Source organism: Geodermatophilus sp. SYSU D01106, from assembly GCF_054049995.1.
Genome location: NZ_JBJGYM010000012.1, coordinates 48031 through 60147 on the forward strand (window position 1 = coordinate 48031; position 12117 = coordinate 60147).

Below are 12117 nucleotides of genomic sequence, written 5' to 3' on the forward strand. Positions count from 1 at the left end.
CAGCCTGCCCGGTCACGCGCCGAGCCGCTCGATGCCGAAGGCGACGAGGAAGCCGACGGTGGTGATGACGCCGGTCCAGGTGCGCGTGCGCTCGAAGGCCTCCGGGATCATCGTGTCGGCGATCATGGTGAGGATGGCGCCGGCCGCGACGGCGGTGATGACGGCGACCACCTCGGGGGACGCGCTGCCCAGCGCGACGTAGCCGAGGGCCGCGGCCAGGCCGCTGACCACCGCGATCCCGCCCCAGACGCCGAAGACGTAGCCGGCCCGCCGCCCGCTGGCCTTCATCCCGGCCGCGCTGGACAGGCCCTCGGGCACGTTGGAGATGAAGACCGCGGCGAGCACCGACGGGCTGACCGCGCCGCCGCCGAGCAGCCCGAGGCCGAGCACGACCGACTCGGGGACGCCGTCGAGCAGCGCGCCGACCGCGATGGCCGCGCCGCTGCCGGACTGCTCGTCCTCCGAGGGCTGCTGCTCCCCGCCCGCGCCGGAGCGCTTCCGGTGGCGGGCGCCGCGCCGGGCCAGCAGCGCGTTGGCGCCGACGTAGGCCAGCGCGCCGCCGAGGAAGCCGACGGCGGTGGCGGTGAGCCCGCCGGTGTCGGCGGCCTCGGCCATGAGGTCGAAGGCGACGGCGGAGATGAGGACGCCCGAGCCGAACGCCATCACCGAGGCGATGACCGCCTGGGGGACCCGGACGAACCAGGCGACCAGCGCCCCCAGCACGAGGGCCGCGCCGCCCAGCAGCCCCCACAGTCCCGCCTCGACAGCTCCCGGCACGGGCGTTCGGTGCCCCCGGTTGCGCCGCCCAACCGTCCGCCGACGACGAGGCATGGGATCCGATCCCCACGTCTCGGCGCCCAGGACGTGGGGAGAGGATCCGATGCCCGGGGTCCTAGTCGGGGTGGCGGAGCAGGTAGCGGCCGAAGTGCGGCACCGTGAACGCGATCTGGCCGCGCTCGGCGGAGTAGACGAGGCCCTTCTTGATCAGCGAGTCGCGCGCCGGGGACAGCGACGCCGGCTTGCGGCCCAGCGCCGCGGCCACCTCCGACGTCGCCACCGGGGTGCCGGCCGGCCCGCCGAGCTCCGCCATCGCGTGCATGTACTCGCGCTCCGCGGGGGTGGCGCGGTCGTAGCGGGAGCCGAAGAAGCCGACGGCGAGCTCGGCCTCGGCCACCGGGGCGGCCATGGCGACGTCGGCCGCGGTGATCGGGGAGGCCGCGGCGACGTCCCAGGTGACCTTCCCGTAGGCCTGCACGAAGTAGGGGTAGCCGTCGGCGGCGTCGTAGAGCGCGTCGAGGGCGGCCGGCTCGTAGCTGACCTCCTCGCGCTCGGCCGGCGCCAGCAGCGCGCGGTCGGCGGCGGGCCGGTCCAGGCGGTCGATGCGCAGGTAGCGGAACAGCCGCTCGGAGTAGCTCTTGGACGCCGACAGCACCGCGGGCAGGTGGGGGAGTCCCGCGCCGACGACGATCAGCGGCGCGCCCTGCTGCGACAGCTCGTGGCACGCCGCGCAGATGGCCGAGACGTCGGGGGCCTGCACGTCCTGCATCTCGTCGATGAACAGGGCGATGCCGCGGCCGACGTCGGCGGCCAGCCCCGCGGCGTCGCTGAGCAGCTCGACGAGGTCGATCTCCATGTCGCCGGAGTCGGCGCGGCCGCTGGTGGCCGGGACGTCGATGCCGGGCTGCCACCGGTCGCGCAGCTTCGCGTCGGCCGGCGTCTGCCGCTGCGCGAACGCCTTGAGGACGCCGAGCACGCTGTCCATCGACTCCTGGTCGGGGTGCCGGAGCTCGCGCAGCGCCATGTGCAGCGCCGAGGACACCGGCCGGCGCAGCGACTGGTCCGGCCGCGCCTCGATCTTCCCGGTGCCCCAGCCGCGGCCGATCGCCGCCGACCGCAGCTGGTTGAGCAGCACGGTCTTGCCCACGCCGCGCAGCCCGGTGAGCACCAGCGAGCGCTCCGGCCGGCCGCGCGCGATCCGCTCCAGCACGACGTCGAAGGCCGACAGCTCGTCGTCGCGGCCGGCCAGCTCGGGCGGGCGCTGCCCGGCGCCGGGGGCGTAGGGGTTCCGCACGGGGTCCACGTCGAGCACCGTATGGCCGCGTCTAGCCCGGACCGTAGAGATCCGTAGAACGGCGTAGCGCGTGTCGCGTCAGGCGCCCCCGTCCAGCTCGGCGCGCAGGCGGGCGGCCCGGCGCTCGGCCCGCTCGGCGGCGCGCAGGTGCTCCTCCCCGGCGGGGCCACCGGCGAGCCCGGCCAGCCGGCGGTGCACGGAGGCCGTCTCCAGCAGCTTGGACGCGGCGTTGTACAGCGCGTCCTCGACCGCCTGGCCCTGGGCCTGGAGGAGGCTCTGCGCGGACCACGAGTGGCCGACGTGGCAGGTGAAGCCCACGGCGCCGTCGGCGGTGCTCTCGTACATGCCGCCCTGGCAGTCGGGGCAGCCGAGCGCGGCGGGCGCTCCGAGGTCGGTCGCGGACGTCGGGCTGCTGGACATGAGCGGGCTCCTCGGGTCGGGCGGGGGAGCGGCGCCGGGCGCCGCCGGCAGGGGCCGCCGGACCAGGTCGGCGACCAGGGGGCCCAGCTCGGCGGTGGGCACGGCGCGGGCGCGGCGCACGGTGGTCAGCGCCGCCCGCGGCATGCCCGTCACCCGGGCCTCCGCGGGGTCCTGCACGAGCACGGTGCCGTCCTGTGCGGCGACGGCGGCCGAGCCGACGGCGCCGTCGTCGAGCGCGCCGGACAGCACGACGGCGACGACGCCGCCGGCGTGCGAGCGGGCGGCGCTGCGGAACAGGACGTCGACGGCCGGACGCTGCCGGTTGACCCGGGGCCCGCGCGACAGGTGGACCCGCCCGTCGAGCACCGTCAGGTGCCGGTCGGGCGGGGCGACGACGACGCTCCCGGCGGTCAGCGCCTCGCCCTCGGTGGCGTGCCGGGCGGCCAGCGCCCCGCCGCGGGACAGCAGCTCGGGCAGCCGGCTCTCGCCGGTGGGGGAGAGGTGCAGCACGACGGCGACGGCGGCCGGGAGGTCCCCCGGGAGCGCGGCGAGCAGCTCCCGCAGCGGCTGCAGGCCGCCGGCCGAGGCGCCCACGACCACGAGCCGGTCCACCACGCCGGACCACCTCCCGGGGACTGGTCCCCGTCCAGTGCCCGGATCGGGCCCGCCTACGCCTCTCGAGGTCCGTCTAGGGGGCTCTGCGGCCGACCCGAGAGAGCCCTAGACGGCGTCAGACGACAGGACCTCACAGGTCGCGCCGCTAGCGTGGCGGCCGTGATCAGGTTCGCGCTCAAGGTCGTCGTCATGGCCCTGGCCTTCTACGGCCTCACGCGGCTGCTGTCCGGCATCCAGATCGACGGCAACGAGGACGGGGCGCTGGGCATCAGCGGCACCTTCCTGTGGGTCGCACTCGTCTTCGCGGTGGTCAACGCGATCGTGGGGCCGATCCTGCGGTTCCTCTCCTTCCCGGCGATCCTGCTGTCGCTGGGGCTGTTCCTGCTGGTCGTCAACGCCGCGCTGCTCGGCCTGACCGCGGCGCTGTCGGACCGGCTGTCGGTCGACGGGTTCGGCACCGCGGTGCTCGGCGGCCTCGTGCTCGCCGTCGTCGGCTGGGCCGCCGACCTGGTGCTCGACCGCCGCTGAGCCCGTCCCCGACCCGCCGCAGGACGCGCCGCCATGACGCGGCCTGCCGCCCGCACTAGCGTCGGTGGTCATGAGCACCACCGGCGTGGACACCGTCGTCCCCGGCCGACCGGAGGACGCCGCCCCGCCCGGGCTGGTCGCCCTCGAGGCGGCGAACGACCGCAAGCGGGCACTGCTGGCCGAGGCGGCCGCCGCGGCGGGGGGAGCCCTCGACGGCGGCCCCGCCCTGCCGGCCGGCTGCCAGGTCACCGACCTCCCGGCCCTGCTGCAGCGGTACTACTGGTCCGAGCCGCCGGCCGAGGTCCTCGGGCACGGACCGGGTGACCTCGCGGCGCTGGCGCTGCGGCACCTGCGGGTGGCCGCCGTCCGGCCGCAGGGCTCGGCCACCGTCGTCGTCGAGCGGCTGACCGACGGCCGCGGGCTGCTGCTCGTCGTCACCGACGACATGCCCTTCCTCGTCGACTCCGTGACCGCCGAGGTGGTCCGCCAGGGCGTGGGCCTGCAGCACGTCGTGCACCCGGTGGTGGTGGTGCGCCGCGACGTGTCCGGCGCGCTGCGGGCGTTCTGCGACAGCGGCGGCACCGAGGTCGGCGACTGCGGTCCCGACGCGCTGGCCGAGTCGTGGATGGCCGTGGTCCTCGACGGGCCGCTCGACGACGAGGCCTCCGGGGACCTCGTCGCCGGCCTGCGCACCGCCCTGGCGGACGTGCGTGCCGTCGACGAGGACGCGCCGCGCATCGCCGCCCGCGCCCTGGAGCTGGCCACCCGGCTGGAGGAGATCGGCTCGCAGGCCACCGCCGACCCGGCCGACGACCCCGCCGAGGTGGCCGCGCTGCTGCGCTGGCTGGCCGACGGCAACCTCGTGCTGCTCGGCGCCCGCGAGGTCGAGGTGGGCGGCGACGGCGTGCGCGCCGTCCCCGGCTCCGGCCTCGGCGTGCTGCGCAGCGACTCCGGCGGCGCGCTCCCGGAGGCTGCGGGCGCGCTCGGGCCCGCGCTGGTCACCGTGACCAAGGCCGACATCCGCTCCACCGTGCACCGCCGCGCCTGGCTGGACCTCGTCGCCGTCACCCTCCCCGGCGAGGACGGCGGCCCGGCCCGCCAGCACCGCCTGGTCGGGCTGTTCCCGAGCACCGCGGCGGCCGCCGGCGTGCGCGACGTACCGCTGGTGCGCCGGAAGGTCGACGAGGTGGTCGAGGGCTCCGGCGTGCCCGCCGACAGCCACACCGGCAAGACGCTCGTCGGCGTCCTGGAGACGCTCCCGCGCGACGAGCTGTTCCAGGCGGCGGCCGGCGAGCTGCTGCCGGTCGCGATGTCCGTGCTCTACCTGCAGGAGCGCCGCCAGACGCGGCTGTTCCTCCGCCGCGACCCCTACGGCCGGTTCTGGTCGGCGCTGGTCTACCTGCCGCGCGACCGGTACACGACCGAGGTGCGCCTGGCGATGCAGCAGGAGCTGCTCTCCCGCCTGGGCGGCCGCGACATCGAGTTCAGCGCCCACGTCACCGAGTCGGTCCTCGCCCGGCTGCACTTCGTCGTCCGCGTGCCGGTGGCCCGCGGCGGGGTGCCCGCGCTGTCCGACGTCGACGTCGACGCGCTGCAGCACGGCCTGTCCGCCGTCGCCCGCAGCTGGACCGACGACCTCGCCGACGCCCTGGCCGAGCGCCACGGCGCCGACGCCGAGCAGGTGCTCGCCCGCGTCGCCGACGCCTTCCCGGCCTCCTACCAGGACGACTTCCCGGCGACGACGGCCGTGGAGGACCTCGCCCGCCTCGACGCCCTCGCCCCCGGGGAGCTCGGCCTGCGGCTGCGCCGCCCGCGCGGCGCCGCCGAGGGCGAGCCGCGGCTGACCGTCTACCGGGTGGGGGAGCGGCTGCTGCTGTCCGACGTGCTGCCGGTGCTGCAGCACATGGGCGTCGACGTCGTCGACGAGCGGCCCTACGAGATCGACCGGATCGGTGCCCGGCCGGCGTGGATCTACGACTTCGGCCTGACCGTGCCGCCGGCCACGCTGCCCGGCGGCGAGCTGCCGTTCCCCGGGTCGCTGCCCGAGCGGTTCACCGAGGCGGTCGCGGCCGTCTGGCGCGGCGACGCCGAGGACGACGGCCTGGGCGCGCTGGTGCTGCTGGCCGGGCTGAACTGGCGGCAGGTCACCGTGGTGCGCGCCTACGTGCAGTGGCTGCGCCAGGCCGGCCTGCCCTTCGGCCAGCGCTACGTGGAGACCACGCTGGCCGCGCACCCCGACGTCGTCGCCCGGCTGGTGGCGCTGTTCGAGACGCGGTTCTCGCCCGGTCGCGAGGCCGGCCGGGGCACCCGCCAGGAGGCGCTGGCCGCGTCGCTGCGCGAGGCGATCGGGCGGGTGGACTCCCTCGACGCCGACCGCGTGCTCACCAGCCTGCTGGCCGCCGTCACCGCCACCCAGCGGACCACCTACTACGCGGGCGGCCCGCTGGCCATCAAGCTCGACCCGCACGCCGTGCCCGACCTGCCCGAGCCGCGGCCCGCCCGCGAGGTGTTCGTCAGCAGCCCCCGGGTGATGGGCGTGCACCTGCGCTTCGGCGCGGTCGCCCGCGGCGGGCTGCGCTGGTCCGACCGCCGCGAGGACCTCCGCACCGAGGTGCTCGGCCTGGTCAAGGCGCAGATGGTGAAGAACACCGTCATCGTGCCCACCGGCGCCAAGGGCGGCTTCGTCGTGCGCAACCCCCCGCCCGACGGCGCCTCCCGCGAGGAGGTCCTGGCCGAGGGGCAGGCCTGCTACCGGCTGTTCATCGGCGCGCTGCTGTCGCTGACCGACGACCTCGTGGGCGGGGAGGTCGTGCCGCCGCAACGGGTGGTCCGGCACGACGGCGACGACCCGTACCTGGTGGTCGCCGCGGACAAGGGGACGGCGACCTTCTCCGACCTCGCCAACGCCGTCGCGCTCGAGCGCGGGTTCTGGCTGGGCGACGCCTTCGCCTCCGGCGGCTCGGTCGGCTACGACCACAAGGCCATGGGCATCACCGCCCGCGGCGCGTGGGAGTCGGTGACCCGGCACTTCCGCGAGCTCGACCTCGACGTGCAGAGCCAGGAGTTCACCGTCGTCGGCGTCGGCGACATGTCCGGCGACGTGTTCGGCAACGGCATGCTGCTGTCCGAGCACATCCGCCTGGTGGCCGCCTTCGACCACCGGCACGTGTTCGTCGACCCGACCCCGGACGCCGCGACGTCGTTCGCCGAGCGGCGCCGCCTGTTCGACCTGCCGCGCTCCTCGTGGGCCGACTACGACCCCGCGCTGATCAGCGCCGGGGGAGGGGTCTGGCCGCGCACGGCGAAGGCGATCCCCGTCAGCGGGCCGGTGCGCACCGCCCTGGGCCTGCCCGACGACGTCGACACGCTCTCGCCGGTGGAGCTCATCCGCGCGGTGCTGCTCGCGCCGGTGGACCTGCTGTTCAACGGCGGCATCGGCACCTACGTCAAGGCGGCGTCCGAGAGCCACCTCGACGTGGGCGACAAGGCCAACGACGCCGTCCGGGTCGACGGCCACCAGCTGCGCGTGCGCGTGGTGGGGGAGGGCGGCAACCTCGGCCTCACCCAGCGCGGGCGCGTGGAGTACGCGCTGGCCGGTGGCCGGGTGAACACCGACGCGATCGACAACTCCGCCGGCGTGGACACCTCCGACCACGAGGTGAACATCAAGATCGCGCTCAACGGGGTGGTCGCCGCCGGCGCCCTGGACGCCGACGGCCGCGCCGCGCTGCTGGGCGAGATGACCGACGAGGTCGCCGCCGCCGTCCTCACCGACAACCACGCCCAGAACGCCACCCTCGCCGCCGAGGTGACGTCCTCGCGCAGCCTGCTCGACGCCCACGAGCGGTTCCTCCGGCACCTGGAGCGCACCGGCCGGCTGGTGCGCGCGGTGGAGGCGCTGCCCGACGACCGCGCGCTCGCCCAGCGCCGCCGCGACGGGCACGCGCTGACCAGCCCGGAGCTGTCGGTGCTGCTCGCCTACGCCAAGCTCGAGGTCAACGACGCCGTCCTGCACGGCGACCTGCCCGACGACCCGGCGCTGGCCCGGCTGCTGCGCGACTACTTCCCGGCGCCGCTGCGCGAGCGGTTCGCCGCGGCCGTCGACGGCCACCCGCTGCGGCGGGAGATCATCGCGACCGCGCTGACCAACCGGGCGGTCAACACCGCCGGGGTCACGGGCCTGTACCGGCTCGCCGAGGAGACCGGCCTGGACCTCGCCGCCGTCGTGCGGGCGCACGCGGTGGCCCGGGCGGTGTTCGACGTCGACGGGCTGTGGGACGCCGTCCGGCCGCTGGACAACCGGGTGCCCGCGCCGGTGCAGGTGGAGCTGCGCACCGAGGCCACGCGCCTGTCGGAGCGGGCCGCGCGGTGGCTGCTGCGGCTGCCCGAGCTCCTGGTCCACCCGGCCGCGGGGATCACCGCGGTGACCGAGCGGTTCGCCGCGCCGGTGGCGGCGGTGCGCGCCGGCCTGCCCGGGTGGCTGCTGGGCGACGAGGCGGCGTCCTACGCGGCGCGGGCCGAGCGGCTGCGCGCGGCCGGGGTGCCCGAGGCGCTGGCGGGGGAGGTGGCCGCGGCGCCGCTGCTGCCGGCCGCGCTGGACCTCGCCGTCGTCGCCGAGCGCACCGGGGCGCCGATCGAGCTGGCCGGGCGGGTGGCGCAGGAGCTGGCCGAGCGGCTGGCACTGGTGCCGCTGCGCGAGCTCGTCATCGCGCTGCCGCGGGACCGGCGCTGGCCGTCGATGGCCCGCGCCGCGCTGCGCGACGACCTGGCCGCCGAGCAGGCCGAGCTCGCCGTCGAGGTGCTGTCCGCGCGGGGGAGCGGCGACGCCGCCGAGCTGGTGGGGGAGTGGGCGGAGGGCTGGGACGGCCCGCAGCGCCGCGCCGCCGCCCAGCTCGCCGACATCGCCGCCGGCGACCGGCACGAGCTGCCCGAGCTGGTGGTCGCGGTGCGCACCCTGCGCGGCCTCCGCCGCCGGTAGGGGTCCGCGCAACCGTCGATCATCGGATGCGTGCCGCTCGTCCCGGCGTGTCCGCGCGTGTCCCGTGCACGCATCCGATGATCGACACGAGAGGCCGCGCAGGCGCGCGTGCACCCGCACGGGTGGTCACCCGGGAGGGAGTGCACGGTCCCGACGGGGGATCTCCGCACGGCCGTCACCCGCAGGACACCTGAGCCGCCGACGCTGGCCCCCGGAGAGACCACACCGGGAGGCCCCGTGGACAACCCGACCGCCACCCTGACGCCCGCCGTCGCGAGCACGGTGGCCCGCACCGCCGTCCGCGCCGCCACCGCCTCGTGGGGCGGGGACCGCCGCCGCCGGCGCCTGCTCGTGTGCACCGCCGCCGACATCCTCTGTGCCCAGGGCGTGCGGGTGCGCGTCGTCTCGTCCCCGGTCGCCTGGCCGCGGGGCCCGCGCCTGGTCGTCGCCAACGCGGCCGGCTGGCTCGACGTGCTGGCGCTGGCCACCGTCGTCCCGGCCACCCCCGTCGTCGACGCCGCCCTGGTCGACACCCCCCTGCTGCGCTCGCTCGCCCGCCGCGGCGGCCTGCTCGTCGACGACGGCAGCGGCGCCGTGCGGGCCGAGGTCACCGCCTTGCTGCGCGCCGGCGTCAGCGTCGCCACGCACCCCGGCGGCGCCGCGGCCGACGGCGAGCCCGGCCGGTTCCGTGCCCGCGCGGTCGCCGCCGCCGTCGACGCGCAGGCGCCGGTCTGCCCGGTCGCCGTGCGGTCCGCGGAGGGCGGCCGCGTCGTCGAGGTGCACCTGCTGCCGACGCTGCAGCCCGGCACCGACGCCCGCCCGCTGGCCGCGCTCGCCGAGTACGCCGTCGCCCACGTGCTGGAGGCCGGCGACCCCGGCCCCGCGCGGCCCACGCCCGCATCCCGGAACAGGACTGTCCGCGCCCGTCCGGGGTACGGCCGCCAGCGTCCCTGACCACTCCCGGGAGGAGACGCCCCCGTGCAGCCCGACACCCTCGTCGACCGCAGCGAGGACGACGCCGACGGCGAGCCGGCCCCGCCGCCGGTCCGCGTGCCCCACAAGGCCGAGGTCCTCGACCTCACGAAGTGGCGGCTCAACTCCCTCCCCGACGAGAACAGCGACGAGGACTGGGACGACGACCGCGAGCTCTTCGGCCCCGACGGCGAGCGCGTCGAGACCTGGCGCGAGGGCTATCCCTACACCGAGCGCATGGAGCGCCGGGAGTACGAGATCGAGAAGCGCCGGCTGCAGATCGAGCTGCTGAAGCTGCAGGGCTGGGTGAAGGACACCGGCCAGCGGCTGGTCATCGTCTTCGAGGGCCGCGACGCCGCCGGCAAGGGCGGGACGATCAAGCGGTTCACCGAGCACCTCAACCCGCGCGGCGCCCGCACGGTCGCCCTCGACAAGCCGTCCGAGCGCGAGCAGAACCAGTGGTACTTCCAGCGCTACGTGCAGCACCTGCCGGCGGCCGGCGAGATCGTGCTGTTCGACCGGTCCTGGTACAACCGCGCCGGCGTCGAGCGGGTGATGGGCTACTGCACCGAGGAGCAGTACCAGCAGTTCCTGCTGCAGGCCCCCGAGCTCGAGCGGATGTTCGTCGACAGCGGGATCCGGCTGTTCAAGCTGTGGTTCTCGGTGTCCCGCGGCGAGCAGCGCTCGCGCTTCATCGTGCGGCAGATCGACCCGGTGCGGCAGTGGAAGCTCTCGCCCACCGACCTCGCCAGCCTCGACAAGTGGGACGCCTACACCGAGGCCAAGGAGGCGATGTTCCTGCACACCGACACCGCCCACGCGCCGTGGACGGTCATCAAGAGCAACGACAAGAAGCGCGCCCGACTCGAGGCGATGCGGCACGTGCTGTGCCGGCTGGACTACCAGGACAAGGACTGCGCCGTCGTCGGCGACCCCGACCCGCTGATCGTGGGCTCGGCGGCCGACGTCCTCGAGGAGCACTCCGACACCCCGGTGGCCCCGCCGCCGCCCCGGACCGGGCGCCGCTGAGGACGTCCATGTGCCCGTCTGTGGCTCTCTAGTCGGGGAACTAGAGAGCCGCAGACGGTCTCAGAGGACCGGGTGGCGGCGGCCGAAGCCGGTGGCCTGCTCGATCGCGTGCGCGACCTCGAGCAGCCGCCGGTCGGCCCGCGGCGCGGTGACGACCTGCAGGCCCACCGGCAGCCCGTCGGCGGTGAACCCGCCGGGCAGCGACAGCGCGGGGCAGCCGGTGGCCGACACGAGCGTGCAGGCGCGCATCCAGCCGAGGTAGTCGGCCTGCGGCACCCCGGCGACCTCCGTGGGGTACTCCTGCTCGACGGGGAAGGGCAGCACCTGCGTGGTGGGCGCGAGCAGCACGTCGTAGCGGTCGAAGAACCCGACGACGCGCTCGTACAGCCGGGTGTGCGCCACCTCCGCCCGGCCGACGTCGGCGCCGGTGAGCGCGGCGCCGATCGCCGCGTTGCCACGGATCGCCGCCTTCACCTTGTCCGGCGAGCGGCGCACGGCCTCGCCGAACGTCGCCTCGAACAGCCAGGCGCGCAGCGTGCCGAACACCTCGTCGGCCTCGCGCAGGTCCGGGCAGGCCTCCTCCACGGTGGCGCCGAGGGACTCCACCACCGGCAGCACCCCGCGCAGCACGGCGGGGATCGCCGGGTCGACCGGAACCAGCCCGCCGAGGTCGGGCGCCCAGGCCACCCGCAGGCCCCGCAGGTCCTCCGGCAGCGGCGCGGCGAGGCCGGCCGGGTCGTCGGCCAGCGAGATCGGCACCCGCGGGTCGGGCCCGGCGATCGCCGAGAGGGTCAGGGCGACGTCGGCCACCGTGCGCCCCATCGGCCCCTGCACCGACAGGGTCGAGAACCCCATCGCCGCGGGCCAGGTGGGCACCCGGCCGGGGGTGGGCCGCAGCCCGACGACGTTGCAGAAGGCCGCCGGGTTGCGCAGCGAGCCGCCCATGTCGCTGCCCTCGGCCAGCGGCACCAGCCCGGCGGCGAGCGCGGCCGCGGCGCCGCCGCTGGACCCGCCGGCCGACAGCCCGTGCCGGTAGGGGTTGTGGGTCGCGCCGAACAGGGTGTTGAACGTGTGCGAGCCCGCGGCGAACTCCGGCACGTTGGTCTTGCCCACCCGGATCGCCCCGGCGAGCCGCAGCCGCTCGACGACGAGCTCGTCGCGCGCGGGGACGGTGTCGGCGTGCAGCGGCGAGCCCCACGTGGTGCGCATGCCGCCGGTGGCGTGGGTGTCCTTGTGGGCCACGGGCAGCCCGTGCAGCGGCCCGACCGGCTCCCCGGCGGCGAGCGCCGCGTCGGCGGCGTCCGCGGCGGCCCGCGCGCCCTCGGCGTCGAGCGTGACGATCGCGTTGACCTGCGGGTCGACCCGCTCGATGCGCGCGAGGTGCGCGTCGAGCAGCTCGCGGGCGGACACCTCCCTCTTCCGCACGAGGGCGGCCAGCTCGGTGGCCGGCCGGAGGCAGAGGTCTGCGTCGGGGGCGGGGTCGGCGGTCGCGGGGGTCACCCGG

8 protein-coding genes are annotated in these 12117 nt (G+C 76.4%); 4 read left to right on the forward strand and 4 right to left on the reverse strand.

Annotated elements, in window-relative coordinates; all coding sequences use genetic code 11:
• Nucleotides 1-12: 12 nt before the first annotated feature.
• The 3 genes from ACI78R_RS14075 to ACI78R_RS14085 form a co-directional block, all read right to left on the reverse strand.
• Nucleotides 13-777: a ZIP family metal transporter gene (locus tag ACI78R_RS14075; RefSeq protein ID WP_073422687.1), complete on the reverse strand. Its 765-nt coding sequence runs from the start codon at nucleotides 775-777 to the stop codon at nucleotides 13-15.
• Between the two features lie 115 nt (nucleotides 778-892).
• The gene (locus tag ACI78R_RS14080) at nucleotides 893-2080 is read right to left on the reverse strand and encodes an AAA family ATPase (RefSeq protein WP_457041168.1); all 1188 of its coding nucleotides are present in this window, start codon (nucleotides 2078-2080) and stop codon (nucleotides 893-895) included.
• A gap of 69 nt (nucleotides 2081-2149) precedes the next feature.
• Entirely contained in the window at nucleotides 2150-3106 is a 957-nt protein-coding gene (locus ACI78R_RS14085) for a chemotaxis protein CheB (RefSeq protein WP_457041169.1), read from the reverse strand.
• 159 nt (nucleotides 3107-3265) lie between these two features.
• Here ACI78R_RS14085 and ACI78R_RS14090 point away from each other — a divergent pair, with 159 nt between their 5' ends.
• The 4 genes from ACI78R_RS14090 (at nucleotide 3266) to ppk2 (ending at nucleotide 10613) form a co-directional block, all read left to right on the forward strand.
• Nucleotides 3266-3634, forward strand: coding sequence for a phage holin family protein (locus tag ACI78R_RS14090; protein WP_083629036.1), 369 nt, complete (start codon nucleotides 3266-3268; stop codon nucleotides 3632-3634).
• Between the two features lie 70 nt (nucleotides 3635-3704).
• On the forward strand, nucleotides 3705-8612 hold the full coding sequence (locus ACI78R_RS14095) for an NAD-glutamate dehydrogenase (protein WP_457041170.1): 4908 nt from the start codon (nucleotides 3705-3707) through the stop codon (nucleotides 8610-8612).
• A 237-nt stretch (nucleotides 8613-8849) separates the two neighbouring features.
• A complete protein-coding gene (locus ACI78R_RS14100; RefSeq protein ID WP_457041171.1) occupies nucleotides 8850-9566 on the forward strand; it encodes a 1-acyl-sn-glycerol-3-phosphate acyltransferase in 717 nt (238 codons plus the stop codon).
• A gap of 24 nt (nucleotides 9567-9590) precedes the next feature.
• A complete protein-coding gene (ppk2, locus tag ACI78R_RS14105) occupies nucleotides 9591-10613 on the forward strand; it encodes a polyphosphate kinase 2 (protein ID WP_457041172.1) in 1023 nt (340 codons plus the stop codon).
• A 60-nt stretch (nucleotides 10614-10673) separates the two neighbouring features.
• Here the strand turns inward: ppk2 and ACI78R_RS14110 are convergent, their stop codons facing one another.
• On the reverse strand, nucleotides 10674-12113 hold the full coding sequence (locus ACI78R_RS14110; RefSeq protein ID WP_457041173.1) for an amidase: 1440 nt from the start codon (nucleotides 12111-12113) through the stop codon (nucleotides 10674-10676).
• Between the last annotated feature and the right edge of the window lie 4 nt (nucleotides 12114-12117).